The organism is Kangiella sp. M94, assembly GCF_054926195.1.
Genome location: NZ_CM142903.1, coordinates 2,512,189 through 2,538,806, shown reverse-complemented (window position 1 = coordinate 2,538,806; position 26,618 = coordinate 2,512,189). Strand labels below are relative to the sequence as shown.

At 43.8% G+C, this 26,618-nt stretch carries 32 protein-coding genes; 9 read left to right on the top strand and 23 right to left on the bottom strand.

The window, feature by feature from the left end:
* Positions 1-65 precede the first annotated feature (65 nt).
* Positions 66-3,287 (bottom strand): amidohydrolase family protein, encoded by a 3,222-nt coding sequence (locus ACYTXU_RS11755; RefSeq protein WP_462206975.1) that lies wholly within the window; start codon positions 3,285-3,287, stop codon positions 66-68.
* Positions 3,288-3,727: 440 nt separating this feature from the next.
* A complete protein-coding gene (locus tag ACYTXU_RS11750) occupies positions 3,728-4,366 on the bottom strand; it encodes a glutathione S-transferase family protein (RefSeq protein WP_462206974.1) in 639 nt (212 codons plus the stop codon).
* A 415-nt stretch (positions 4,367-4,781) separates the two neighbouring features.
* Here ACYTXU_RS11750 and ACYTXU_RS11745 point away from each other — a divergent pair, with 415 nt between their 5' ends.
* Entirely contained in the window at positions 4,782-5,471 is a 690-nt protein-coding gene (locus ACYTXU_RS11745) for a penicillin-insensitive murein endopeptidase (protein ID WP_462206973.1), read from the top strand.
* A gap of 12 nt (positions 5,472-5,483) precedes the next feature.
* On the opposite strand, the gene ACYTXU_RS11740 is transcribed toward ACYTXU_RS11745, so the two are convergent.
* The 10 genes from ACYTXU_RS11740 to ACYTXU_RS11695 form a co-directional block, all read right to left on the bottom strand.
* Positions 5,484-5,714 (bottom strand): hypothetical protein, encoded by a 231-nt coding sequence (locus tag ACYTXU_RS11740; protein WP_462206972.1) that lies wholly within the window; start codon positions 5,712-5,714, stop codon positions 5,484-5,486.
* Between the two features lie 183 nt (positions 5,715-5,897).
* Positions 5,898-6,419, bottom strand: coding sequence for a TerB family tellurite resistance protein (locus ACYTXU_RS11735; RefSeq protein WP_462206971.1), 522 nt, complete (start codon positions 6,417-6,419; stop codon positions 5,898-5,900).
* 125 nt (positions 6,420-6,544) lie between these two features.
* Entirely contained in the window at positions 6,545-7,060 is a 516-nt protein-coding gene (locus tag ACYTXU_RS11730) for a hypothetical protein (RefSeq protein WP_462206970.1), read from the bottom strand.
* 67 nt (positions 7,061-7,127) lie between these two features.
* Positions 7,128-7,544, bottom strand: a complete 417-nt coding sequence (locus tag ACYTXU_RS11725; protein WP_462206969.1) for a GFA family protein — start codon at positions 7,542-7,544, stop codon at positions 7,128-7,130.
* A gap of 24 nt (positions 7,545-7,568) precedes the next feature.
* Positions 7,569-8,186, bottom strand: coding sequence for a LysE family translocator (locus ACYTXU_RS11720; protein WP_462206968.1), 618 nt, complete (start codon positions 8,184-8,186; stop codon positions 7,569-7,571).
* Positions 8,187-8,282: 96 nt separating this feature from the next.
* Complete coding sequence (locus ACYTXU_RS11715; protein WP_462206967.1) at positions 8,283-8,975, bottom strand: aspartate/glutamate racemase family protein; 693 nt, start codon at positions 8,973-8,975, stop codon at positions 8,283-8,285.
* Between the two features lie 63 nt (positions 8,976-9,038).
* A complete protein-coding gene (locus ACYTXU_RS11710; protein ID WP_462206966.1) occupies positions 9,039-9,500 on the bottom strand; it encodes a VF530 family protein in 462 nt (153 codons plus the stop codon).
* A gap of 208 nt (positions 9,501-9,708) precedes the next feature.
* Positions 9,709-10,107, bottom strand: a complete 399-nt coding sequence (locus ACYTXU_RS11705) for a VOC family protein (RefSeq protein WP_462206965.1) — start codon at positions 10,105-10,107, stop codon at positions 9,709-9,711.
* Positions 10,108-10,144: 37 nt separating this feature from the next.
* Positions 10,145-10,966: a DUF6597 domain-containing transcriptional factor gene (locus tag ACYTXU_RS11700; protein WP_462206964.1), complete on the bottom strand. Its 822-nt coding sequence runs from the start codon at positions 10,964-10,966 to the stop codon at positions 10,145-10,147.
* 98 nt (positions 10,967-11,064) lie between these two features.
* Positions 11,065-11,529, bottom strand: coding sequence for a hypothetical protein (locus tag ACYTXU_RS11695; protein WP_462206963.1), 465 nt, complete (start codon positions 11,527-11,529; stop codon positions 11,065-11,067).
* A gap of 325 nt (positions 11,530-11,854) precedes the next feature.
* On the opposite strand from ACYTXU_RS11695, the gene ACYTXU_RS11690 reads away from it, so the two are divergent.
* Positions 11,855-12,682, top strand: a complete 828-nt coding sequence (locus ACYTXU_RS11690; protein ID WP_462206962.1) for a MipA/OmpV family protein — start codon at positions 11,855-11,857, stop codon at positions 12,680-12,682.
* Between the two features lie 99 nt (positions 12,683-12,781).
* On the opposite strand, the gene ACYTXU_RS11685 is transcribed toward ACYTXU_RS11690, so the two are convergent.
* The 4 genes from ACYTXU_RS11685 to ACYTXU_RS11670 form a co-directional block, all read right to left on the bottom strand.
* Positions 12,782-13,171 (bottom strand): hypothetical protein, encoded by a 390-nt coding sequence (locus ACYTXU_RS11685; RefSeq protein WP_462206961.1) that lies wholly within the window; start codon positions 13,169-13,171, stop codon positions 12,782-12,784.
* Between the two features lie 162 nt (positions 13,172-13,333).
* Positions 13,334-14,161: a DUF2971 domain-containing protein gene (locus ACYTXU_RS11680; RefSeq protein ID WP_462206960.1), complete on the bottom strand. Its 828-nt coding sequence runs from the start codon at positions 14,159-14,161 to the stop codon at positions 13,334-13,336.
* Between the two features lie 51 nt (positions 14,162-14,212).
* Positions 14,213-14,752, bottom strand: coding sequence for a hypothetical protein (locus ACYTXU_RS11675; RefSeq protein ID WP_462206959.1), 540 nt, complete (start codon positions 14,750-14,752; stop codon positions 14,213-14,215).
* A 148-nt stretch (positions 14,753-14,900) separates the two neighbouring features.
* Complete coding sequence (locus ACYTXU_RS11670; RefSeq protein WP_462206958.1) at positions 14,901-16,031, bottom strand: hypothetical protein; 1,131 nt, start codon at positions 16,029-16,031, stop codon at positions 14,901-14,903.
* A gap of 289 nt (positions 16,032-16,320) precedes the next feature.
* Between ACYTXU_RS11670 and ACYTXU_RS11665 the strand changes: the two genes are divergently transcribed.
* The 3 genes from ACYTXU_RS11665 (at position 16,321) to ACYTXU_RS11655 (ending at position 17,529) form a co-directional block, all read left to right on the top strand.
* Positions 16,321-16,689 carry a VOC family protein gene (locus ACYTXU_RS11665; protein ID WP_462206957.1) on the top strand — a complete coding sequence of 123 codons (369 nt, stop codon included), beginning with the start codon at positions 16,321-16,323 and terminating at the stop codon, positions 16,687-16,689.
* A gap of 33 nt (positions 16,690-16,722) precedes the next feature.
* The gene (locus tag ACYTXU_RS11660; protein ID WP_462206956.1) at positions 16,723-17,091 is read left to right on the top strand and encodes a SpoIIAA family protein; all 369 of its coding nucleotides are present in this window, start codon (positions 16,723-16,725) and stop codon (positions 17,089-17,091) included.
* Positions 17,092-17,181: 90 nt separating this feature from the next.
* On the top strand, positions 17,182-17,529 hold the full coding sequence (locus ACYTXU_RS11655) for a PDZ domain-containing protein (RefSeq protein ID WP_462206955.1): 348 nt from the start codon (positions 17,182-17,184) through the stop codon (positions 17,527-17,529).
* A gap of 274 nt (positions 17,530-17,803) precedes the next feature.
* On the opposite strand, the gene ACYTXU_RS11650 is transcribed toward ACYTXU_RS11655, so the two are convergent.
* Positions 17,804-18,217, bottom strand: a complete 414-nt coding sequence (locus ACYTXU_RS11650; RefSeq protein WP_462206954.1) for an SRPBCC family protein — start codon at positions 18,215-18,217, stop codon at positions 17,804-17,806.
* 59 nt (positions 18,218-18,276) lie between these two features.
* Here ACYTXU_RS11650 and ACYTXU_RS11645 point away from each other — a divergent pair, with 59 nt between their 5' ends.
* Positions 18,277-18,474, top strand: a complete 198-nt coding sequence (locus ACYTXU_RS11645) for a hypothetical protein (RefSeq protein WP_462206953.1) — start codon at positions 18,277-18,279, stop codon at positions 18,472-18,474.
* A gap of 158 nt (positions 18,475-18,632) precedes the next feature.
* On the opposite strand, the gene ACYTXU_RS11640 is transcribed toward ACYTXU_RS11645, so the two are convergent.
* From ACYTXU_RS11640 to ACYTXU_RS11625, 4 genes are all read right to left on the bottom strand, one after another.
* Complete coding sequence (locus tag ACYTXU_RS11640) at positions 18,633-19,133, bottom strand: hypothetical protein (protein ID WP_462206952.1); 501 nt, start codon at positions 19,131-19,133, stop codon at positions 18,633-18,635.
* An 85-nt stretch (positions 19,134-19,218) separates the two neighbouring features.
* Entirely contained in the window at positions 19,219-20,367 is a 1,149-nt protein-coding gene (gene queG, locus ACYTXU_RS11635) for a tRNA epoxyqueuosine(34) reductase QueG (RefSeq protein WP_462206951.1), read from the bottom strand.
* A gap of 41 nt (positions 20,368-20,408) precedes the next feature.
* Positions 20,409-20,771, bottom strand: coding sequence for a c-type cytochrome (locus ACYTXU_RS11630; protein WP_462206950.1), 363 nt, complete (start codon positions 20,769-20,771; stop codon positions 20,409-20,411).
* Positions 20,772-20,808: 37 nt separating this feature from the next.
* Positions 20,809-21,249: a c-type cytochrome gene (locus tag ACYTXU_RS11625; protein ID WP_462206949.1), complete on the bottom strand. Its 441-nt coding sequence runs from the start codon at positions 21,247-21,249 to the stop codon at positions 20,809-20,811.
* Between the two features lie 206 nt (positions 21,250-21,455).
* On the opposite strand from ACYTXU_RS11625, the gene ACYTXU_RS11620 reads away from it, so the two are divergent.
* From ACYTXU_RS11620 to ACYTXU_RS11610, 3 genes are all read left to right on the top strand, one after another.
* Entirely contained in the window at positions 21,456-21,917 is a 462-nt protein-coding gene (locus ACYTXU_RS11620) for a thioesterase family protein (protein ID WP_462206948.1), read from the top strand.
* Between the two features lie 32 nt (positions 21,918-21,949).
* Positions 21,950-22,894, top strand: a complete 945-nt coding sequence (gene rarD, locus ACYTXU_RS11615; protein ID WP_462206947.1) for an EamA family transporter RarD — start codon at positions 21,950-21,952, stop codon at positions 22,892-22,894.
* Between the two features lie 101 nt (positions 22,895-22,995).
* Positions 22,996-24,771 carry an SLC13 family permease gene (locus ACYTXU_RS11610; RefSeq protein ID WP_462206946.1) on the top strand — a complete coding sequence of 592 codons (1,776 nt, stop codon included), beginning with the start codon at positions 22,996-22,998 and terminating at the stop codon, positions 24,769-24,771.
* A gap of 19 nt (positions 24,772-24,790) precedes the next feature.
* Here the strand turns inward: ACYTXU_RS11610 and ACYTXU_RS11605 are convergent, their stop codons facing one another.
* Both ACYTXU_RS11605 and ACYTXU_RS11600 read right to left on the bottom strand, forming a co-directional pair.
* Complete coding sequence (locus ACYTXU_RS11605) at positions 24,791-26,032, bottom strand: pepsin-like aspartic protease (protein WP_462206945.1); 1,242 nt, start codon at positions 26,030-26,032, stop codon at positions 24,791-24,793.
* Positions 26,033-26,122: 90 nt separating this feature from the next.
* The gene (locus ACYTXU_RS11600; protein WP_462206944.1) at positions 26,123-26,611 is read right to left on the bottom strand and encodes a DUF2165 family protein; all 489 of its coding nucleotides are present in this window, start codon (positions 26,609-26,611) and stop codon (positions 26,123-26,125) included.
* Between the last annotated feature and the right edge of the window lie 7 nt (positions 26,612-26,618).

Here is a 26,618-nt window from a genome sequence, read left to right as displayed (position 1 = left end):
GAACAATACCGTAATGCAAATTTGCATTACGGTATTGCAAGATTGAAATAATCTATTATGGAAGATTATTCGAAGAAGAAAGCAGGACGCTTAACTTCTTTGGGGGCTAACTGATTCATGGTCTGAGCATCGTAGAGACGACCATTCAACATGACCATATTAACCTTCTCACTGTTCTTCAGGTTTTCCAGCGGATCGGCGTCAAGAATAACCAGATCAGCCAGTTTTCCTTTCTTGATTGAACCAATTTCATCAGCCATACCGAGGATCTTAGCGCCGTCCATTGTGCCTGCTTCCAATGCTTGATGCGGCGTCATACCGCCCTGTTCAAACATCCACAGTTCCCAATGAGCCGCTAGACCTTCGCGCTGACCATGAGCACCGATACCAACTTTAACGCCAAGTTCACGCAATTCAGCGGTAACCGTAGCGTTGTTGAAGTGGTTGTAATCCTCATCCGGTGCGGTATAGCGACGACGAGAAACCGGATCTAGAATTTCACGCGGCACAAACTTGGTCAATAACGGATGGTCGAAGACTTTAGTTTTGTCATACCAGTAGCGTTCGCCCCAGATACCGCCATACGCCACGCCAAGAGTTGGCACGTAAGACGTCTGGCCCTGGCTCCACAATTGCTTCACATCATCATAGATTTTTTCTACCGGGATTGAGTGCTCAATGGTGGTGTGGCCATCAATCACCATCGACATGTTATGCATAAACAATGAACCGCCCTCTGGCACTACCAACAAGCCAGTTTGACGGGCAGCTTCAAGAACTTGCTGACGCTGGTCGCGACGTGGCTGGTTGTAACTCTTAACCGAGAAAGCACCAACCGCTTTCATGCGCTCAAGGTGACCAACCGCATCTTCCAGATTATCCACTTCGGCAGTGATGAAATGATTCGCGCCATACAAAATAGTACCGGTCGAGAACAAACGAGGTGCTGTAATGACACCGGCTTTCTGCATTTCACTGGCTGAGAATACCGCTTCGGTATCCGCTGAAGGGTTATGCGTTGTGGTGACACCGAAAGCTAATGAAGCCAGCGCATTCCAGTTAGTCTGAGGTTGGATCTGGTCATTGGCATAAGGGCCATGCCAGTGCACATCGACTAAACCAGGAATAATGGTTTTACCGGCAACATCAATGGTCTTAGCGCCCGATGGGATAGCAACATCGCCACGAGAGCCAACGGCCTTGATGCGGTTATCTTCAACGATAACAACACCATCTTCGATAACCTGCTCACCTTCCATCGTGATCACTTTGGCACCAACCAGAGCAATCGAAGTATCAGGCTTATCGGCGTCAACCGTGAAGTTAATGCGGGTTGCTTTCGCTTCAGGAGCTGTGTCTTCAGGAGCTTCGGCATCTTCGTCAGTCTTTGCGTTCAAGAACTCGAAACGCTCATTTAGCGCTTGTTGATACAAGTCCGGGCCCAGTGACCAGGCAAGCGATTTGCTGTCTTCAGACCAGGCCAGATTGCTACCGGCAAATTTGGAGAACTTACGTACTGGCAGGTTTTTTGCGCCTGGGCCTGTATTGATAGCTTTACCGCTTTGCACAAATGGAGTGACATAAACCTGATAACGTTGTGTGAAAGCTAACCACTGCTGATCAGGCGATACCGCAAAATCGCTGATCCAGTTGCCTTCATAGTGCTCCTGCATTTCATTTCCACTTAAGTCAGTGCTCACCAACTTAGTGCTGTAAGTTTCACCGCTCGGAGTGGTTTGCGAGAAGAATACGCGATCAGAGCTGCCAGCGAAGAATGGATTGTTACCACGCTGGGACAGGACATACTGCTTATCATTATCAAGATTAATGGCGATGATGCCAGTGTCCTGCGAATACAATGGGCTGGTCAGGTAGCCACCGGAAATAGCCTGTGCGACAACCGTCTCACCATCCGGGCTTAAGCTAGGATTTGTGTAATGACCGGGTTGTTGCGAAACAACTTTACCACTACCGCCACGGGCAGAAACCACGCGAATAGTACCTAGCGTTTTGTCATCCCAGGTGGTGTAAACAATTTTGCTGCCGTCGGCTGAAAAACGTGGGTAAAACTCGAAATGTTCATCCTGACGGGTTAAACGCTTTGGTTTACCATTCGGCAGACTCATGGTGTAAATTTTGCCCAGTGCCTGGAAAATGGCCTGATCACCGTCTGGAGACACCTGCAACCAACGCAGCATTTTCGCGTTGAACTTAGCTTCATAGGCAGCATTCTTCTGAGTCATGGCCTGACGCATTTCGCGGCGGTCATTAACCTCAAAAGGAATATTGCTTACTTCTTTAGAAGCAACGTCAATTTTATGCAGCTTGCCCTGCGCCCAGAACACGATTTCGTCGCTATCTGGAGTCCAGGCAAAGTTTGGATAAACGCCGTGAATCGCCCAGGTTTCCTGCATATCGCGCTCAAGACCCTCATAAATCGGGAACTCAGCACCGGTTTCACGGTTTTTTAGGAAAAGCGCGCTTTGCGCACGAATTCGGCGCACGAAAGCGATGAATTTGCCGTCTGGCGAAGGCGTCGGGCGTACCGCGCCACCAGGGCCATCGATCCAGGTTTCGATATCGCCTGTTTCGCGGTTAATCGCAAACACTTCATAAATCTGTTCATTCGAATCTTTGCTGTATTCGAAATATTTACCCGGCGTTGAATCGCGCGAGAATAAAACGTACTTGCCGTCTGGCGTAAAGGCCGGTTCGCCCAGATCTTTCTGCTCATTCGGACGCTTGTTTAACTGAACGCCGCTACCGCCTGACTTATGATAAAGCCAGATTTCGCCCGCGCCTAAAGAACGGGTGCCGGTAAAGTGCTTACGAGCCGCAATATAGTTACCGTCAGGGCTCCACACAGGATTGTTCAATAAACGGAAATTCTCTTTGGTGACCTGATATTGGTCGGAACCATCGGTATCCATAACCCAGATATTGTCACCGCCACCCTGATCGGTGGTAAACGTCAACTGCTTACCGCTTGGCGAAAATCGTGGCTGCATATCCCAGGCCATACTGTTAGTAATGTTAGTCGCCTTACCGCCAGACATCGGCATGGTGTAGATATCGCCCAATAAATCAAAGGCAATCGTCTCGCCATCAGGGCTAACATCAAGATTCATCCAGGTGCCTTCATTGACCTGAATATTCGCAAAAATAGGAGTGCCGGGAGGATTGTTCACATCCCACTTAGCCTTGTCCTCGTCTGCCGCCGTAGCTGAATTCGCCACAGTCCCCAAAGACAGCACCAACAGGCTGGATAAGATAGATAATTTCTTCATTGCCAGACTCTTTCGTTAGTTAATGAAAATGACTCAACCTAGCAATATAGAGAGGCAAAAGCCAATAGGCAAAAGATCAGGCAAGTAAATTGTAAGAAAAGATTAAATGGAGGTATTTGCTCTTATAGGATGGGTTAGCATTTATGCGTAACCCATCGTTAGATTGTTCGCATGATTGATGGGTTACGACTTCGTCTAACCCATCCTATACTAGAATCAACGTGGCACTACACCTCGAGGATTGTCATCCTGAACTAGATTCAGGCGACCGACGGGAATCCCTTTAGGGAATCTGCTCTTGTAGGCTGGTGATAAGCGAAGCGAATCCCAGCAACCTCAAGCGTGGTCATTAAGATGTGACCAAAGGAAGTACCTTAAGGAAATCTGCTCTTATAGGCTGGCGATGTACCCTGCTATTATTACCAGCACGGAATAATCCATCAATCCGCAGCCGCAAAATGAGCCATCTGATCATCGTACGCCTGCTTAAAGGCTGGCCGTGCCGTAGCGCGCGCCACATAATCGCGACAGGCGTGAAACTCTGCCAAGCCATCAAACCGATCCACTAGACGCAACACATCCGCCATCAGAATATCTGCAACAGAAAAAGAATCAACCAGCCATTCGCGCTCAGCCAGAACTGTCTCCATATGCTTTAACCGCGCATTGAGGAAATTTTCTATATGCTTACGACCCGGAGTGTCAGTGGTGTCATCGGAAAATTGGTATAAGGACCAAGGCAAGCTCGCCATCTCAACCGAATTAAGCGCCGCAAATATCCACTGAATAACCTCGCTGCGACTTTGAGGAGCGGAAGGCATCAACTTCTCACTCCGCTCCGCCAGATGCAGCAAAATCGCACCACTTTCAAAGATCTTAATCTCACCATCGGTCAACCAGGGAACTTGCCCAAAAGGTTGGCTCGAAAAATGCTCTTCATCCTTTTCCCGAAAAGGCACACTATTAACTGTATAAGGCAACCCCGCTTCCTCCAGCGCCCAACGCACCCGAAGATCGCGCACATAGCCTCTTGGTAAGTCGGGAACCCAATCGAAAGTAGTAAGAATAAGATCAGTCATGAGTGATTTCCTTTCATTGTCAGATATGGTGGGACAATAGCAACTGTTAAAGGTTGTTGAATGGAATAAGGTATATCTTAGTGATTATGAACTAGGAATCCACCCCCAATATTTAATGGTTTTAAGCCAGCTTCAGAATCTGCTCTTATAGGATGGGTTAGCATTTATGCGTAACCCATCGTTTATATGATTGATGGGTTACGACTTCGTCTAACCCATCCTATTGGGCTGTGCATTGGCATATGAAAGATTTAGTAGTTCAAAGTACATAAAGTCCGTCCTAGGAATCCCACTACTTTAAGTAAGGGATTTATTGGTATTCAAATGGCTTGAAAGGCGCTAATCAAAACACCCGAAAAGCATATCACAACAAGATGATGTATATTGCAAGACATCGCATAAACAAAAATACACCATGAATAAAACAATAACTTCTATATTACTGACAGTTGTAGCTACTGCAGCACCTAATTTAACGCTCGCCAAAGAAAGCACCTGCTACGGAACTACCTCGAATGGACGCCTTGAAGCTGGAGTGCAATTACCGAAAAGCGGCTCGAACTTTGTTGGCTATAGCGATATAGCACATTTAGTCGGGCGCACTTATGTACATTCTGAAGTAAAGCAGATCGTCATTGACGCCTACAAACAGTTGGAAAAAGAGCTACCCGATAAAGTTTATAAATATGCTGAGACCGGCTGGGAAAAGGGCGGTCAATTTAAGCCACACAAAACCCACAGGAATGGGCTTTCAGTAGACTTTATGACGCCAGTCATTAATGGCAAAGGTGAATCTGTGCATTTGCCGACGAATCCTGCCAATCGATTTGGATACGATATTGAGTTTGATGAAAATAATCAATTTGAGGGGATGACAATTGACTACGAAGCACTGGCCGCTCATATCGTTGCCTTGGATAAAGCAGCAAAAGTAAGAGGCCATAAAGTATGGCGTGTCATATTTGACCCTGAACTGCAAAGTGGATTATTCGAAACGCAATACGCAGAATACATAAAGGATAATATTACACTCTCAACAAAACGCTCTTGGGTTCGACATGACGAACACTACCACGTAGATTTTGATATACCTTGCGAAAAGTAATCAATAATCATACTACAAAAAGTCACTACGTCTTCTATGCTCAGCGGCAAGGATGCCTACTACAAACCCTACTGCTGTTGAGGAAATAATAACTGCAGCAATTAGTTCATCTTTGTTAATGGCTAAATTGATTAGTAAGCCGACAAATGCCCCAAGCCCAGTCATGGCGGTTATTATCCATGCGAAGTAAAGGCAAAGAATAAACCACTTACCAAAAGTGCCGAAAATATCTCGTTGTCCCATATTGTTTCTATTTTAAATTATGAATTCGTTTATAAAACTTCATATCATCAGTATTTTTATACAAAAGTCAAAAAGGGAGAAGTTCTATATTTGTAAATTTCCCTTCGATACAACTAACCCTCGAAGTCTCCATCGTGCCTTCGAGGATACAGTGCTGCTTATTGCCGTCACTACAGAAATAATTTACCAGCCACTTTTGCCATCGTCTGGATTCATTACACGCTCCACTTTATTAACAAACTCTTGTTGTAGGCTAGATGGCGCACCGCCGACATGGATTATTTCGGACAATAACTTCATAGACGATACTTTTTGTTCGGCTGAGAATTTGTCCAGAGATCGTTGTAGCACTTTTTCTGGTGAGTGAAACACATCTTCACCGGGTCCTAGAAGATAGACACTCGAACCAAGCAATTGTGATGCTTCATGTTCGGATTGATTAAAGGTGTTTCTGAAAATATTCTTAAGCGCTTCCTTTTCCTCGATGGAAAGGTCGCCATCGATTTTTGCAGCAGCGGTGGCAATTAATGCAATGGCGTCGATTGGTTTATCAAGACCATACACCGGATTGCCAGCAGACAATTTCGCCCATGCACGACGACGTTTCCATGCCCATGGATTGAGCCAGCCAATATCTATCCTCATTCGCTCCATAACATAGAGTAAAGTACCCAATGCGGTTAATAACCCAATAATTATGTGCACAGTAACTCCTTAATTATCTAATATTTTTGTATAAATGTTCTTATAAGACTTCATATCATCAGTATTTTTATACAAAAGTCAAAAAAGGGAGAAATTCTATATTTGTAAATTTCCCTTCGATACAACTAACTCGGTTGATAAAAATATAAAGCTGTGTAAATGATCAGGGATAAAATAACGTACGCATGGTTCACTTTACGTTCTCTATCAGCATCCTCGCGCGCATTAAAAAAGTCGAGGAACATTTGCCGGATCAGGAAGGTGTAAAGAATATAATAAAGAAACGGAATGATGTGCCTGCTTGCGGGATAATCTTGTATTTGCTTATCGAACAAAGACAGAATCCAATCAATTTCAGCGTAAATACCGAACAGCCCAAGCGCTGAGTTAATGAATAACCACTTAACCTGCTCTTTGCCAAAAATAGCGAAGTAGAAAATGATGTAGACAAGAATGGCAATGCCACCGTGCATATATAAAAATCTTTCTTCGACGTTAGCGGCAGCATAAGCCATATAGAAACCTGAATAACCAAACATCCCCATATGAATCAGGAAAAAAGGGTAGATTTTAAATCCTGATACTTCGTCCCCTTTCCTGTAATGCTTGCCGTTTATTGTAATTTTGCCCTGTAGCTTCAAACTGACTGCCTCTAAGAATTATTGTGGGAAGTATTTGATTATATTAATACTAGCCCAGCTAGTGTGTTTATTTTTTAGAGCCTCGGCTGGGTTCGTAACTATCATACCTTGGCAGTTCCGCATCCAGGTGATCCCAATTGGCTTTTGAAGAAACAAAGTTATGTGAGATCGGTCGCTCTCCAATGTCAGAATCAAGAATCCCTAATCGAAGACGAACTTTACCCGGTATGTTTGCATTACTGCTAAATACAGGTGATGCACAGTTCTGGCAAAAATGACGTTTCTTTCCTGGTGAGGTTTCATAGGTAGCAATGAACTCTTCTCCAGTTTTGATGATAAGGTCATCAGCCGCCACAAAGCCATTGGTGGCATAAGCTGTTCCGCTGTTTTTTCGACACATCGAACAATGGCAATGAATAATGGACTCAATCGGGCCCTGTATTTCTAAAGTGACTTTGCCGCAAAGGCAGCTACCGTGATACATAAGTGTCCTTGCTTTAGCTAATGCCTATTTTTGAATGGAGGCAGTGACGACTCCAGCGCCAACGAGCATACCGCCGCTCATCTTATTAAAGCCATTCTGGAAATTGGCCGAGTGAACCTTGTGGCGTAAATAGCCTGAGGACAGCGCATAAAATAAAGCGCTCGAGCCAGACACCAGCAGGAAAGAAGATGCAAGGATGATCATCTGTGGTAGAACCGCTTTGCCCGGCACGATAAAAAGCGGGAAAAAGGCCATGAAAAAGATGATTCCCTTCGGGTTTAACGCGGTAACAATCAACGAGTCGCGATACACCGAACGGCTGGCCATTGGTTTTGTATCGACTTGAGAACTTATTGTAGCTCTCGTTTTCCATGATTTAATGCCGAGGTAGATTAAGTAGGCAGCTCCCAACCATTTAACAACGTTGAACAAAGCGGCAGAAGTGGCAAGCAAAGCTCCGACACCAGCCAGCGACAAGCTCATTGCAATGAGATCGCCAGTTAAAACGCCAGTTACCAAAGGGATAACCGACTTTTTACCATGGCTGAGCGCTTGGCCGATGACAAGAAAAACCGTTGGTCCCGGTGTGAAACATAAAATCATTGCCGCAGCAATAAATGAAATCCAAATTTCGATACTCAATTGATACTCCTTAAGGTTAATGCGACAACTAGAATTACTGAATTATAAAGAGAAGTTTGCACATGTCCAAAAATAATGAGGCATTCTTTTCAATGCTTACTGAATTGCCCACTCGACGGCCTTTGCTGCATGAATGGCTGTTGTGTCGTAAAGAGGAACATCAGTATGCTGCTGGTTAATTAACATACCTATTTCTGTACAGCCCAGAATAATTGCCTCGGCTCCAGATTTTGCGAGTTCATTAACGATACGAAGGTACTCTTGTCGAGATGCATCATGAATGTTTCCCAGGCAAAGTTCATTGTATATAGTGTCATGCACCAGTTTCCGATCAGCTCCATTCGGGATGACAACTTCTAGCCCATAGGTTTCGATTAACCGCTGTTTGTAGAAGTCCTGTTCCATGGTAAAGGCAGTGCCTAATAGCCCGACCTTTTTGATGCCATCTTTAACCAGCGCTTCAGCAGTGGCATCGGCAATATGAAGAAGGGGAATATTAATGTTCTGTTCAATGTCAGAGGCTACTTTATGCATGGTGTTAGTGCAGATGAGTACAAAGTCGGCACCAGCAGATTCGACACTTTTTGCAGCTTCGATCAGTATCTCGGCCGTGCCAGCCCAGTTACCACTGTGCTGTAATTTTTCAATCGGATCAAAATCAACGCTATGCAGGACTATCTTTGCAGAGTGAAGTCCACCAAGAGCTTTTTTTACTCGTTGATTAATTTCTTTATAGTAGCCGATTGTGCTTTCCCAGCTCATGCCACCGATAAGTCCAATGGTTTTCATGCTATTCCTGATACCGCCTGAATGTGTTGCTCATTTAATTCCAAATTACTCACCAAAGCAAACTCAGTCTTCAGAGTTATTCTTCCACTGCCCCCAAGGGTCATTACTTTTCTTCTTTGGTCGCTTGCTAGGGCGGTTACTACGATTCTGGTCATATTCGGCGGCTTTTTTAGCACGCTTTTCATTTAGTTTCTCAGCATCTTCCAGGCTTAGCTCGGCAGGCTTACCCGGTTTTTGATCGTCTGGCACGATCCGATCTCGCGGAGGAATATGTAGTTGGTCGGAGGATACTTGGGGCATGTTTTTGAATTGATATAAATAGAAGGCTTCAACTTTTTCTCGCGCCCATGTCGTGTTTTTAAGAAATTTAACGCTGGAAGCAATGCTTGGATTGGTTTTAAAACAGTTGATATTTAAATAGGCGTAGAGAATTTCAAAGCCATAATGATCTACCAATTCAGTGACCAGGGCCTTTAAGCCAACGCCATTCAAAGGGTTGTTCTTGTAATTGATTTCATCGGTCATACCAATATCCAGCAAAAGAGGGCAACAATGACTCATTATAGCTGAGGCGGGAGAAACTAAAACCATAGATATAAATTAATTAGAGGGAGTTTGTGGGGGCCCAAAACTTTACTGGCTAAAGAATCTCATGCCTTACGTAGATCCTGCCCTAGGGGTACCCTACGGAATATAATACCTCGAAGTCACAATTGTTCCTTCGAGGCTACGCTTACTTATCAGCAACTTCATAATGCTCGACAATATCTACATAAAATCCTGCAGGATCTTGAATAATGAAATGTCGTTGTCCCCATGCCTCATCCTTTAATGGCATAACCACTTCTAGTGCCAGTTCTTTGGCCTGTTGATACGCAGTTTTTGCATCGACTACTTCAAGGCTTATAACATAACCGTCAGTCACCATACGGGAGTGCAAAAAAGGCGGCTGGCTTTCGTGATTAGGTACCAGGAATCCTAACTGGGCACCAGTATTTGGCGAGACTAGATGTAAATAAAAGTTGGGCTCAAAATATACTGCATTAAAACCGAAAACATCTTCGTAGAACTGTTTAAGTGCTTCTAAATCGTTAGCGACCATAACCGGAAACATTGCCTGAAACTCAATCATATTAAATTCCTCTAGTGATTTATTTCAGGGTTATTATCTACTCAGAGTTATCGCTGGGATTGTACAAAACGGACAAGTTTGAGAATTGACCAGGCGTTAATCCTGACAGGCTTTTAAATTCTCGATTGAAGTGGGGTTGGTCATAGTAATAGTCAGCCCATGCTAAAGGGTGGTTTGAGGTATTCATTAAATGCAGTGTTTTCTGAAAACGTAATACTCTATTGAAATTTCGCGGAGATAATCCGAGATAAAGTTGGCACAGGCGGCGGAGATGACGGGAAGACAATGCAAACTCCGCACATTGTTTATCGGACAGGTCGAATTTTGCGGATGGGTGTTGGTGGGCATATTGAACAAAGTTGGCAAATCGCTTGTCGATACCGCGATAGGATAAGTTGGCCAGTAATACTTCGCCAACGCTGTTACAGCGAGTATGAAAACTTTGGTCAACATTGATGCTTTCATACAGCCCATCAATCAGCTGACGACTAAATATTTCTGCTAAATCAAGATCCCCCCATTCGCCAATAGGAAGAGTCGTTAACCACTGTTGCGCCAACACACGAAAACGTATGCCAAAGTAAGACACCGGGCCATCCATTTCGAATACCGCGGGAGAATGAAACGGGGTGACGAAAAAACTATCCTCAACATCATTCAGGGCAAATATACAATCGACATTATTATCAGGAACACTGCGGTAACTATAACGCCCGTTGGGAACATTGAGTTGCCAAAAACATTGCACCCATCGATTCAGAGGGGGTGGCGGCTGCACGCACAAATACAGATTATCTCCAGTAACCTTACCTTGGTAACTGTAATCAACAAATCCATTTTCACTATGAGAGAGTTTCATTGCGTCATTATAGCCGAGGCGGTAGAAACTAAAACACTAGATAAGGTGAAGTTAATTGAGGTTTGTGGGTGTTCAAAGCTTTGTTGGCCTAGGTGTTTTCACTGCACGGTCTTCGTTAAGATGCACTCTTCGAATACCGCTTTATTCTGATTTTCATTTTTAAGACAGCTTTGCAATGCATCTTTGCTTTTTGCGAAAGATAGGAACTCTGTGCCAGTGCCCTCATGAGTGCATCTAATTTGATAGTATTCTCCAACTAGAAATGCTCTTTTTTGCTCATTTTCGTTTGGGGTAATTTTCTTATTGAGGTAGAGAATTTCAGAGATCATTACCTCTAGACGCTCACTGGTCCAAGGTAGGTTTTCAAAGATATCGCTAGCAGCATCTATATCGGCTACTGATTCCTTTACTGTCTCAAGGTTCGTGTTCTCACTATAACCAGCCCAGGCTATCCAGCTCGCAGCTTTGGCTAGTCGTTTACAGTCATCACCGTTCGTTTCTGCAGCGCACACCAGAGGCGCAAGTAACAAGATGAACATTAAGGTCAAGGTTTTGAGCTTCATGTCAGGGTCAACATTTCATTATTCGAATTGATTCCTAAGACTTTATTATCATTACCCCTTTGATACAAGTATCGATTGTGGGGTTGTGAGGGTGAGCAAAGCTATATGATCCTTTATAGGATGGGTTAGCATTTATGCGTAACCCATCGCTTATGAGATTGATGGGTTACGGCTAACGCCGGGTCTGCCCCCTTGGGTATAACCCACCCTATGGGGGAGCAAGCGTAAAGTGAATGTATGTGATCCATTCACAAAAAATTTATCTGCCATGCCATATAGTCTCGAAAAATGGTGGTATACCATCACGTACTGGAGTGGAATTTAGATGAAAAAGTTTACAGCTTTACTGGTGGCCGGACTGATACATGCGGCATTCAATCAAACAGCATTGGCACAAGACGAAAAAACGGCTTTGGTGCCTTTACCTTCGGTTGACGACTTCACAAAAGGTGAGGATGGCTGGGCTTTCGCGCTAGGCCTGGGTATTGAGTACGAATCGGCCTACGAAGGATCAGATGAGTTTGGTTTCGAAGCCCAGCCTGCTGGTGCCGTTCAATGGCGTAGCGGTGATGATATTTTCTACTTTGCAGGTGAGGCGCTAGGATGGCGTGGTCTTCGTGCTGATAAGTGGCTATTCGATGCCGCCGTGGCCTTCGATGAAGGTCGTGAAGAAGCTGATTCGGATGAGGGTTACTTAGATGGACTCGGTGATACAGAAGAAGAGACTGAGTTAGTACTGCAAACACGTTACGCGCTCGATGACGATTGGCGCTATTGGCTTGTTGGGCGAGTTGTGACCGGGGGCGAGGGAAATCTTGGTCTATTCGGAGTAGGCTATCGCTTCGGGGATCAACTTGACGGAACCGGCTCTGAAATTAATCTCGTTGGGGTATTCCACGATAGTGAATATGCCAATAAAGGTTTCGGAGTAAACGCACAGCAATCCGCTGCATCGGGATTGCCTCAAACCAACTTGAGTGGCGGGTTGCGTTCGATAGGAATTGATTACACGTATCGCTATTACCTCAACGATAACTGGCAGATATTCGGCGAAGCACTCTATGAGCATTTTAGTAGCGATGTTCAGGACAGCCCAATCGCGCGCAGCAACTATGAGGCCGAAGTAAGCATCGGATTTATTTATATATTCTAGAAAGCCTCTTTTGGTAGAAACCGAAGGTGATTCAATAAAGCCTCGAAGTGACAATGGTTACTTCGAGGCTAAGCTTGCTTTCACAGCTGGAGCAGCTTGTTAGATTTTTACCTCGACATCCTGGGTATGTAAACACGGTTTAAAGACAAAACTGCCGTCTTTTTGCTTGACTGGTTCGGGAGTATAGAATGCCTCAAATCGTGTTCCTTGCAAGAAATCTGAGGTTGCGGTTACTTGAAATAGTGCTTGCCCAGGGAACTTCTCCTCAGATACATATTTCATGATCGGGATTGCATTGTCTCCTTTATAAAAGTGTACTCCACCCAAGCTCCATCCCTCGTAATTTAATGGTGCCAGGATCATTAAGTCGCCAGCTTCTGTACTTGTTGGTTTTTTATCAAATTTCCATTTAACCTCAATAGGAATTTCCATCTCACACGAATAGGCCAAATTGGAAAGTAATAACAGTAGAATTCCTATTAGCTTCAAAACCTTCTCCTAAATCTAATTATTGTTAATAGACAGCTGCAGCAAACGCAAACGTAGCCTCGATCACGAAGTTTGACCGAGGCTGCACTTGCTAATGTGGGGATGAGTTGTGGGCGTCAAAACTTGTCCCATTAAATTGTTATGTCCAGAAATTATGAATATCTATTTCAATATTGGTGGTGAACTAAAATCATATACAGGGCAAGTTGTAGATTCACCTTTCACTCTATGATAGTTAATTAACATCTCGTAATTACTTTTTGATGGTGTGGCATGCATTATTTTCACATTTGTATCGTACTTTTTGTTAAAAGCATCAACAAAGGTTTTTAATAAATCTTCATTGCTTTCATCTACCCTAGAACCAATTATAATGCCTTGCAATGATTCAGGATGAAAATTGTGAATAAGTGAGCTACTATCAGTATAAAACCTAAACTCTTGTTCATAAGCCCAATTGACGGATTTTGTTAAAATAACTTCTTCTATTTGAGGTTGGAGATGAGCCATGCTTGTTGATCCATCAAAATAGTTTAAGCATGGCAACTTATTTGAGTATCTGACTTCGGAAAATTTATACTCATATTTATCAAAAATAGTGTTTTTATTAAAACAGTAGCAAACCCCATGGTGCTTGTCAGAATAATGTGCCCACATTAGTGGTTCGTCGGGTATTTTACTAAAACAAGTAACCACTTTTTTGGATAACTCATTATTTACAATTTCTTTGATTTTGTTTATCGAATTAGAATGTGGTCCCTTAAACCTTTCTGAAAAAAAATCATTTCTGTCATTTTCATTTTTAAACCGATGAACGTATTGATATGAGCTTTCAAAAGGATCATTGTATGTATTGAGTAGCGAAAAACCCAAAGTACAATTATCCAAAGTTCTCTGAACATCTTTTAATAATCCATATTTAAAAATATCAATATCTTCAAATTCAGGAGCATGTGTAGATTTTCCAGGTCGTTCAGTGTTCTCTTTCATATATACTCAGATTTATTAATTAATTTAATTCCTGACCCCATTAATTCTACGTTAGACGACTGCGGGATACATATTTTCAATATCTAATAGCAGTGCGATTGGGTCTCCTGCCTCCAGCAACCCAATGCCCTCCTTCTTAATCAGCTGCAATCCGTTTTGTTGGGGCGAGAGGGAAATTGAGCGCCAATAAGCTGGATGTCTGGGTTCTTGCCCAGTAAAATTTATTTTCCCGTTATGACTGATTGCATTTCGACAGTGCCGAAGAAATTCCCAGGTTGGGTCACGGGTAACGTATCCCATTCCCTTACAATATTCGTATGCAGAGTTCAACGTCATGTGAGCAAGGGGAACCATGCAATCGAGCCAATTAAAATTAGCATTCGCAAACAAACAGTTACACAAGTCGCTTAATTCGAACTTATTCCCCGTGTTTTCATCTGTGACTTTTAAGTCCAGTGGGCCAAGAAGTTTATTAATTCCATCAACAACTTCGCTGCTTTTATCAGACTCTGCCACCTGTATGACGACATCAGTTTTCAAAACTGGCAACTGGAGATTGACCACAGCAATGCTTTTTATGCCGTGCATCATTGCTAGGTAACTAAGACAGTACTTTGATAACTGTCTATTGGGATTTAACGATGCGTATGTGTATGGCACTGTAGGCTAACGACCAAGCTGTACGGCGCAAACGAAGCGCAGTGTAGTTTGCGTCAGAACTAGCACCTTGGTATATGTTTTATTCGTCATTATTTTCTTCACCATCATCTGGCATAAAATCTGTTAAATGTTCCAGCTTAATGTCGTGCTTAAGCTCTGTCAGCTTGACGTAATCTTCTCGAAGGTCTGCCAGGCTTACGACTTCTGCTTCTCCTTTTCCTTCTTGCTCTCCTTCTTCGTCTTCATCATCTGATGTGTCGATTGGTGGTATTACAGGATCGATATCGCCGCCTTTTGTAATCAGCTCAACAAGATCTTTGACAGATTTTCTAAGTTCGCCGTCATTGGCATCATTGTAATTATCCACTTCCTTTTTTATATGGTCAGATAAGTCTTCGATTACTTGTTCTTTTAAGCGCTCCATACGAGATTCCCATCTTTCTTTATCTTCTAAGTAATCTTGCTCAAACTTATCCTTCTTCAGGGCGGCTAGTTCTGCTTCATGAGCTTTCAATTTAAAGGTTTGATATTCAGTCATGCACTGAAATATCTCTTTGAGTGTTTTGGTTAATACTGAGGCAATATACCGACCAACAATTAAGTCAATAATAAAGGAACCCCTGCTTGCTCCTTCTACTTTTATATCCTCAAATGGCTTATTACACGCAACTGATAGACCTCTGGTGATGTTGTATAACCTATTGATCCAGTTTCTAAGTTCTTTAACATCATGTATTGATGCTTCGTTATCGAATGTAACCCTTGTTAGTATCTCATCTTTAGACAAAATTAATTCCTCATCGCTAACAATTGGCGTCAAAGATGTGTAGATAGAATTTAATTGGTTTACGCCTTGCTGTAACTCGGTTTGATACTTCTTAATTTCTTCCGCCAAATAAGCCAAATCGGAGGCATGTTCTATCATTAATGCCTTTATCTCTTGCGAAGGCTCGCTGCCTACATGTTGAAGTATGTTGAGCTTTTCCAGAACCATTAGTTGTGGATTTGAAAGACCGAAAATATTAACTGAGTTGAGGGTTTCTAAGAGTGCCTTCTTTTGATCATTAAACGGAATCGGTGGTTGATTTTGAGCTCTTTGCGCATTTTGCTGAAGAGCTTGTTGTAGTGCAGAATATTTTTGAACTACCTCTCTGTTGACTATTTCTTCATCAGCCCATCCCTTCAGGTTGTAAGCTTCTTGTAATTCCATAATATTTATTACCTCACTAAATCGCTGGGCTGGTTCACGTGTACATATAACATTTTATTATACTAATTAATTGCTAAGACTTTATTATCATTAGCCTTTTGATACAAGTGTGGATTTTATGATTACCTGGGGATTAGAGGATGATCGAAGGGAATGGGCTGGTGCTCCAGATTCCATATATCGGTATATTTGACTAAAGCTGGTACTGAATTGGTGATTATTGTGCCGATTTTATTTGATAATGATATTTGTATACATTCAGAACTAGTAACTCTTTCAAGGAGGATTTATGAAACCAGATTTTAAGCCTGGTCGGAATATGGCGATGAAGGTGCCGGCGCATGAGTATGATAAGACGGTGGCGTTTTATCGTGATGTATTGGGATTTGAGTTGATTCCTTTGGATAATGATGAGGAGACCAATACCATTCGCTTTAAATTTGGCGATAAGGTGTTGTGGATTGATCGTGTGGAAACGGTGAGTCAGGCGGAAATCTGGCTGGAGGTTGTGACGGATGATTTGGATGCCGCGGCTGAATATTTTCAGGAGAGCGACGTTGTACGTTGCGATGAGATTGAGCCTTTGCCGGAGGGTTTTAAGGGTTTCTGGATTTCTAGTCCGTCCAATATTATTCACTTGGTGACCAATTCCGATTAATATGGGTTGGAAATAGACGAGGGAGATACGGATATGTTGAATGTGAAAATTGATGCTGATCATGCATTGGCTATTCTGGAACCGGATGGTGCTTTAACCGATAATGACTTTCGACTGGCGGCGCAATTAATTGATCCGGTGATTGAAAAGGTGGGGGCTTTAAAAGGGCTGATCATTCGCACGCGCTCATTTCCCGGCTGGGATTCGTTTGCTGCATTGGTGTCGCATCTTCGTTTTGTTCGCGAGCATCATAAAAGCGTCAAACGAATCGCTTTCGTTACCGATTCGCCGGTAGGTTCTTTTGCACAATCAATCGGCAATCATTTTATCAGTGCTGAGATCAGAAATTTTACCTTTGATGAGTTTGAAGCGGCACGACGCTGGATTTTGTTTGGTGAGTGAGTAAGCCAAGCGTTTTACTTTTAATGGAATTATTTAAGACTTTCAGAGTCGAAGTTTTTTCGATAATAAATCAAGAAGGATAATAGGACGATGAAAAAAATAATACTAGGCCTCATGTTATGCGCGGCCTGCACCGGATATGCTGAAGAAAAAGGTTCGATAGGATTTTCTGCCAAAGTTGGGGTTGATGGATTCTTTAACCCAGAACTTACTTCGTTTGAGATCGAAGAAGTGCATGCTGATTCTCCCGCTGAGAAAGCAGGTTTATCTGCGGGCGATATGGTGTTGGCGATTGAAGACTGCGTAATACCCGGATGTGATACCGATGATGCACAGGATCACATGGACAAAAAGCCCGGCGAAGAGCTTCATTTGAAAGTGAAGACGAAAGAGGGTGAAGAAAAGGATATCGTTATTATCGTTGGAGAGCCGAAATAATTACTTTAGGTATGAATGCAAAGCCCTGCAAGAATGTATGGGATGAACAATATTTTTTTGTCATTTCTCAGCTTAACTTGGAAATGTCGCGTATTTTCAATACGCTTTAAAGTCACTGGATTATGAAATACATCTCCCTAAAGGGATTTCCTTTGGTCACCTTTATTGCGCCACAGGCCAGCTTTGCTGTTCAAAATCGCTCCCTGCGATTTTGTCCGCGGTGAGCGACCGAAGGAAGTGCCTTTGGTACCGCGGGATGACGAGATGTAAGGTTTTACTGTTTCCGACCTTCCACATGTTTCGCAAAGTTATCCAGAATACTCTGCCAGCCTTGTTTCTGAAATTCGGGATCGTGTTGCTCTTCCGCGTCGAAGGTTTCGGTAACCGTGATGCCCTGTTCGGTTTGTTTAAAGTCAATTGCTACTTCTCGATCATCGTCCATGACATATTCAATGTGATTGGGTTTGTCGACTTTAGTGTAGGTGCCTGTGAAATCGAACCCCATGCTGCCGTCTTTGGCTTCCATCCGTGATTTGAATTGACCGCCTTCGCGAAGATCGACCATGCTTTGTGTGGTGTGCCAGTCTTCGGAAGCGGCGTTCCATTGTTTGATATCTTCAGGGTTATTCCAACAATCCCATACGGTATTTAAGTCAGCTTTTATGGTGGTAGTTACGGTGATTTTCATGGCGACTCCCTATTATTGCAATGAGCAGGACTATGCATTAGGCGATGAGGAACATTCTAATGAGTTTAATTATTCCAAATAAAAAAGGAATTGAGACGATAAAGCTCAGAAATAACAATCCAGGTATAGCTTGTTTAGGATTTGCTTGCGATCTAAGTATGACATGTTGCCATGAGGGAATAAATGTAGTAGCTAGGAAAAAAGCCAAAAACGATCCACAAGTTATTGTCATGAGAATTAAAGCCGAAGGCGTTTGAATATATTCTATTCCATCATTAAGATTAATGATGATGGCCATCATAACATTCCATGTAACGAGAATGACAATACTCACATTGATTTTAAGAGTTTTTATAAGGTCAAAGAACATTACTGCTTGCCAAAATTTCAAACATTAATTGGGTAAATTATAAATTTAAGTTGTTTTATCATCACATAGAAGACAATGAGTTTCACCAGGCGCTAACGGATGACCATTTTTGCAATTTAATGTTGAGTGATGAGATAAAACACTGTTGAACGAATATAGCATGGCAAAAGCTATGTAATAAAATACAAGCAATGGACGTGAGGCACTTACATAAGTATCTGTGGTAAATATATTATTATGCTCTAGCAGATTTAAGCCAATAAAGCTGAAAAGTGCATAGCCAAATATTACTAAAAGTAAAGTTTTCATCCATTGGGGACAGCCTTGTAAGGCTGATACTAATATCGTCTCTTTTGGTCGGTCATAATGTAGTTTTATGCAAGCCAATATTGCTGGTACGTAGACAACAGGTAGCAGGCTGTGTAATTGAATGGGATGAATGCCAAATAAATCACCAATACCAATGTAACCACATATATGGATAATAAAGCTTACGGTGAATCCTGCTAGCGCTAAGTACATAAAGGCACGACTTATTATTTTCATAATGTCCTTAATTAATTATTTTTTTATGTGTTTGTGAAACTCTAATTCTAATAGTGCCGCTTTACAAGTGTAAGTTCCGCAATGATTAAGCATCTCTCGGCAGCATCACTGTGACGCAGTTAATCAGTTTTTGAGTCTTTTTATCAATGACGCTGGTGTCGGTTTGGTCGGGATGACTGAGTTGGTCAATGGCCCAGTCGATGTGTTCTTTAACCATCTCGTTGGCTTCTGGGTACTTTTCTTTTAGAGCGTCGATCATCGATGGCTGTTGCGAGTTGCCGATAGCGACTGCCAGATTTCGCAGCCAGTTTTGATAGCCGATGCGGCGAATGGGGCTGCCCTGGAAATTGTCGAGGAAGCTTTGTTCGTTCCAGCTCCAGAGAGTGGCCAGAGAAACTTTGTGCAGATCATGGCGCGGTGAAAAATCTTCGATCTGGGTTTGCTCTGAGTATCGATTCCAGGGGCAGGCCAGCTGGCAGTCATCGCAGCCATAAATTCGGTTGCCCATTAACGAACGAAGTTCTTCGGGGATAGCTCCCTGATTTTCAATGGTCAGGTAAGAGATGCAGCGACGGGCGTCAATTTTACGATCATCAAGAATGGCGTTGGTCGGACACAGTGTGATACAGGAAGTGCAGCCGCCACACATGTCTTCGCCTGGTTCATCCACCGGCAACGGCAGGTTGATAAAGATTTCGCCGAGGAAAAACCAGGAGCCGGCATCTTTATTGATAATCAGGGTGTGCTTGCCCTTCCAGCCCAGCCCGGACTTTTCAGCAAAAGCGGTTTCCAGCACCGGTGCGCTATCGACCAATACGCGATAATCCAAATCGACTTCATCATTCAGCGTGGTTTTTAAGGCTTCAATCACCTGCTGCAATCGCTTGCGCATCAGCTTGTGATAGTCGCGGCCCAAGGCATAACGTGAAATATTGGCAATGGATTTGTCTTTGAGTGGCGTGGTGAAACTGGCGTTGTCATTGAGGTAATCAAAACGCAGCGAAAGCACACGACAGGTATGGGGATGCAATTCAGCAGGATTCTGACGCAGCTCCTGATTGCGCTCAAGGTAGGACATACAACCATGATAACCATCATCGACCCACTGCTTGAAACGCTCGAAATAACCGGTGGTATCAGTATCGGAAACCCGTAGATCCTGAAAGCCATGCTGTTTCGCCAGCTCAACGGCCGTTTGTTTGATCTGTATGAGCTGTTGGTCGGTCAGGCGCATTAACTAGAGGTTGCGAATATTACCATGAGGATATGGTAACGCTATTCCTTCGGCAATAACATAAAGTCGAGGGCCATTTGCAGGTCGGCTTCGCTGCAATCGAAGCAGGCGCCTTTGGGTGGCATGCCTTTGTAGCCTTCGATCATGCTGGTCATCATGGCTTCCTCGCCTTTGTCGAGACGCGATTGCCATTGTTCGATATCGCCTCGAATCGGTGCGCCGCCGTGACCGCGTTCATGACAACTAAAGCAGGACTGGTAATAAATGCTTTCGCCGGTGCGTTCCTGTGGTTCCGGGGTGCAGGCGGATATTAGGATGGCCAACAGGCTTAGAGTGATCAGGTAAATGGCTTTCATGGCGTGTGATGTCTGGGGTTTTGATTTGGCTATAAATAGCAGGCACAAAAAAGCCGATCAGGTTGACCGGCTTTTTTAAAGTCAATTAATTGCTTTCTAGGATGTAATCAACGGTTGCTTTGATTTCATCGTCAGAACAATCTGCGCAAGTACCTTTCGGTGGCATGGCGTTCAAACCATTAATGGCGTTTGAGTAAACAGTTTCCATACCTTTTGCGGTACGAGCTTCCCAGTCAGCAGCAACACCTATTTTAGGAGCGCCCGCTGCACCAGTGGTGTGGCAAGCCATGCAGTAGGTGTTGTAGATCTGTTCGCCAGAGCGTGCCGCTGAAGAGCCACCGCCTGCGGCTGCTGGAGCTGCATTGGCTACTTGTGGTACTTCGTCACCTTCAACATAAACGCTGTGCACAGGCTTCAAGCGTTCTTCAATATTGTGATCACTCATGTGTTTTGCAGTAGCAACACCCGCAAAACCAGCAATGGTGAAGCTGGCGATAAAAACTAATACGTTTTTGAAATTGGTCATGACATCTCTCTCTAATATATGCCTGTTCGCCCAGCTCGGCATGAGTCGAGGGCTTTTCGTGGCGCAGATTATAACGGTTATTGCCCAGCGATCAAATAGTCAGAAGGCTTTCAGTGCAAAAAATAGGCGGAATTAGCAGCAAGCTAACATAGGTTTTTGCGGGTAAATCAGGCAAACTAGCGCTAAAGCATTGAGTTGGATTATGTATGGGATTTTTGAAGAGGACAGCGTTAGAGATGCTCGGCGAAGCTCTGGTTAATAAGATTCCTTTCAATCGCCATATCGGCCTTGAGTATGAGAGCGTCGGTGAGCAAGAGTGCATCATCAAGTTTGATATGAAGCCGGAGTTAGTGGGTAACTACTATCATGGCATTCTTCATGGTGGCGTCATTTCTTCTGCGCTGGATATGGTCGGCGGGACTATGGCCGCAGTGGGGATTTTAAACGACAATCCTGCTACTCATTTACCACAGTTAAAAACTAAGCTGGCGAAATTAAGCACTATAGACATTCGTGTGGATTATTTGCGTCCGGGGAAAGGCGAGCAATTTTTAGCCAAGGCGCAACTTCTGAGAGCGGGCCGTAAAGTCGCGGTGGTGCGCATGGAGCTGGAGAACAATGAAGGTTCATTAATTGCGGTGGCGACAGGCACCTATATGGTCGGCTGACCCTTGTATTTAAAAGACAGTAGAGTTTAAGCATGCAAAATATTAATCGCGCGGGATACATTTACGGCATTTTGGCATTTGTTATCTGGGGGCTTGCGCCTATCTATTTTAAGGCGCTTGAAGGTGTTTCCGCTCTGGAGATTTTAGCGCACCGTGTGGCCTGGTCTGTGCCGGTGGTCTTGCTGATTATGTGGGTTATCAAGCGTCCTTTCCCCAAAAATATCCTGCAAGATAAGAAGACCATCTCCATTCTTATCATCACTTCAATCTTGATATCCGGTAACTGGCTGGCCTTTACCTGGGCGGTGACCAATGAGCGGGTACTGGAAACCAGTTTGGGCTACTTCATCAATCCACTATTCAGTGTTGCGTTAGGGATTGCCTTTTTAAAGGAAAAACTGACCACTTGGAGTAAGATAGCGCTAATATTGGCGACGTTAGGCGTACTTTACCGAATTGTTTCACTAGGAAGCCTGCCCTGGATTTCATTATGGCTGGCCTTTTCGTTCGGTGTTTATGGTCTGTTACGCAAGCAGGTCAATATTGGCCCCTTGCAGGGATTATTGGTTGAAACCTTGATTGTGCTGCCGATAACCGCCGGTTACATCATCTATTTGTGGTACACCGCGACTGGAGCTTTCTTACACACATCGGTCACTATTGACTGGTTATTGTTAGCGGGCGGCATCATTACCACAGTTCCGCTGGCCCTATTCTCCGCCGGCGCCAGGTTATTGCCACTGAATACCATTGGCTTTATGCAATACCTCGCTCCCACATTAACGTTCTTATTAGCGATATTTGTGTTTAAAGAAGCCTTTAACAAAGATCTACTGATCACCTTCGCACTGATTTGGGCGGGTTTGATTGTCTATACCATCGGGGTGGTTAAGCAGCAAAATCGAAAACGTTTAGATAGAAAGGCGGCAGCCAAACTGGTGGAAAAAGATTTGCAGAAAGTCGAGAAAGGCCAGTAACTTTTGGTATCAAGCAGGAGAAAAGAATCATATTAGCAATAGCCAGATATATGATAAATTGATTGGTACATTGATTTATTCCTGGTGCAAACGGAGCTTGTATGACTTTTGAAGTCATTTTTATTTTTGGACTGGTAATGGCGGTATTTATCGCTTTTATCTGGGAGAAATATCCTCCAGAAGTTATCGCCCTGGCATCATCAGCAATCTTGATGGTGGTAGGCATTCTGGATACCAGTGAATTTCTGTCGGTGTTCAGCAGTAGCGCTCCGATGACAATTGCCATGATGTTTATCATCAGCGCCTCTTTGGAGCGCACCGGCGTATTGCAAATTATTAGCAATATCCTCAAACGCAGTGCCAAAGGTTCCTACCTTCGTTCTTTATTGGTCATCATGTTTTTCAGCATGATTTCGTCGGCATTCATGAATAATACGCCGATTGTCATCATGCTGACGCCGGTGGTGATTTCGCTGGCAGCCAGCATCAATATGGCGCCTTCTAAACTACTCATTCCCCTATCCTTCGCCTCAATTTTTGGCGGAACCCTGACGCTAGTTGGTACCTCGACCAATATCTTGATGAGCACGGTGGCAACTGAACATGGGCAGCCAGAAATTGGTATGTTCGAAATGACCTTGCCGGCGCTGTTTTTTGTAGTGGTCGGTTTTACTTACATGATGATATTCAGCCGCTTTCTTTTACCCGATCGCTATTCATTGGCTGATATTGTAAGCAGTCAACCTGAGAGAAAATTTATCGCCGAAATTCTAATACCGGCTGAGTCAGACCACATTGGAAAGCAGGTAAAAGACTTTTCGTTGCCGGTAGAAGGGGCAAGCGTTATCGATATGGTTCGACGTAATGTTTCAGTTAGGCGTAGGATGCAGGATCTGACGGTTAAGGCAGGTGACCGCTTTATATTAAAAACTGACGCCAGCGAATTGTTAAGTTTAAAAGAAGATGGGCAAGTCGAGTTTAGCTCAACCTTACCGCAGGGTTTTGAGCCCGTTACCGCCAGCGAATCATTGTTAATGGAAGCCAGTATCAATGAAAAATCCAGTTTGATGGGGCGTCGATTGATGGATTTAGGCCTGGCTCGAAAGTACGGTGTTTATGTGATTGCAATTCATCGTGATGATGAGAATCTGAATGAAAACTTTGAAAATATTAAATTAAAGTTTGGTGATACCTTGTTGTTGGAGGGGCCCGCTGAGGGGATCAAACGTTTGCTGGAAGACGGTAATATTATTAACTTAACGGAGCCACAAGACAGACCTATTCGGCGCAGTAAAGCCCCTATCGCTTTCATTACCATTATCGGCATTATGGTGCTGGCAGCGATGAATGTATTACCAATTGCGGGACTGGCCATTATTGGTGCGACAATTGTCATGGTGACACGTTGCGTTGATCCTGATGAGGCTTTTGATGCGATAGACTGGCGCATTCTGTTTTTGATATTTGGGATGTTAGGCCTCAGTCTGGGCATGGAAAAAACGGGCGCCGCTGAGTTGTTGGTTAATGGAGTGGTTAGTATCACTGATAATATTGGTCCAGTCGGTTTATTGTTTGCGGTCTATGTTTTAACGTCACTATTGACCGAAATGATCAGTAACAATGCAGTAGCGGTATTGATTGGCCCGCTGGTCATCGCACTTGCTGAGCAATTGGGATTGGATCCCAGACCTTTTATCATGGCGGTAATGTTCGCGGCCAGCGCCAGTTTTGCAACGCCAATTGGCTACCAGACCAATACTTTCGTGTATGGTGCGGGCGGTTATAAATTTAAAGACTTCTTGAAAATTGGTATCCCACTGAATGTTATTTTTGCGTTGTTAGCGACCGTGGTCATCCCACTATTTTTCCCTTTCTAGAGCAAAGCTGCCGAGGTGATTAGAGTTTCACCTTGGCAACTTTAATCACGCCGTTGGCATCGTATTCGCGATCAAATACACAGTAATAATCACTCATCAAAGGCAAACCCATAATCGACATATCAGGCCAGTTATTAAGCTGATCCATGACCATGAAATAGGCGCGGCCATGCTCCAGTGCGTTAATCTGCCAATAGTTGTCAGGTGTACAGCTCATACGGATTTTATCGCCATAAGGGCTTAGGAAATAAAAATGGATTTCTGGCCACTGGGCTAAATCGAGGTCGGTGGGGAAATAACCTTTGCCGGCCTGGTTGGCATTCTGGAAGCGCTCAATATGCTGGATAAAACTGACATCTATATCAATCAATTCATCCATCAGTTCTTGATATAAGTAGCGCTGCAAGACCAGGAAGCTGGAGCCACAGTCGATGATGCTATTGGAGCGGCCCTTACTGCGGTAATTATCCTGAATCGGTGGTGCCGTAATTTCACGACCATTACCTACCTGCATCGAAATCAGTTTGGTGTTGTAGTAGCTATCGTGTACCACGTCGATGGTTTCCAGATTGCCGTGGTAAAGTTCGCGATGAACTTCGCCCGCGCCGAGGATCAGCAAGCCCTGATTTAATGGATCAGCGTGCAGATGTTCTTCGGTATAGGTCGGGTCGGCAACATGGACAATGGAGCGTTTGGTATAAAGCGCGAATTTATTTTTACTGATTTTTTGTTCTTCCAGCTGAGTGAAGAGTGCTTTGGGATATAGCCCAGGGTATCGCTTTAATTGTTTCCGAAATTGACGAATGCCATTTTTGCTGGCATCGACCTCAAACGGCCAGGGATAGGTATGCGCTGGATCCTGGTTTCGTTCAGTGAAATATTCTGTCAGGTCGTGAGCACGATTTAGCTCGCGATAGCCAAGACCTAAGATGCCATCGGCGCCGTAAAAGTTATCCTGTTGCTCGGTTTTAATCACCGCAATATGCGCGTCTTTTAGCAGCATACGCTTGTTGTCGTGCTCAAGAGATAAGTGGGTTTCAATAATTGGTCCAGCCCAGCCGCCGATGCCATAGGTTAAAGCCTGCGCCAGTGATGTGGGTTTCAAGTAAAAATCGTTGGCATGATTATAAGCCTTGGTTTCAACGGCAATAGTGCTGCTGCCAGTATCCAGCAAAAGGTGGGCGACTTCCTGATTACAGCCAATCTGAATCGGCGCGCAATAGCCTCCTTTGGCCGGAACGATAGTGATTGGTAGTTTCATTGTATCCTTGGGCATTGTTATTCTTCCTGTCTTGAATGTGCTCAAAAAGATCGAAGCATATTAAAAAAAGCCTCAGACGAGGCTTTTCATTTAGCTATCGTTACTATTTACAATTAACCAGATAAAAACGCAACTGCTAAAAAACTGGAATGCACCCCTTAAAGACATGTCGCCAGCTTGAGTCTGCCACATTTGCATTAATGCTCCGCCGAAAACCGCAAAATAGCCAAACCAGACCAGAATACCAATTCCAGCTCCCATCAAGGCGTACTTCTTTGCCTGCTTAAAAACCATGGCATCCGCTAAACGTGCTGACCATAGATCCCAGGTGCCTTTGAGTAGTACCAGGCCTGCTAAAATTTCTGTAGCTATAATTAATATGACCACCAACCAAACCAGAAAGCTGGCTTCGATAGCGGGTATGATAGAGTCTGGATAGACGGCATGTTCCTGCATGGATAAGACGTAGGCAATCGCTTGATAGCAGGCATCAATATTGGCGATGTTCTGGAACGCATAAAACAGACACATCAGTGCTAACAGTAAAACGAACAGACATTTGAAATGACGAATAGTCATGACTCCC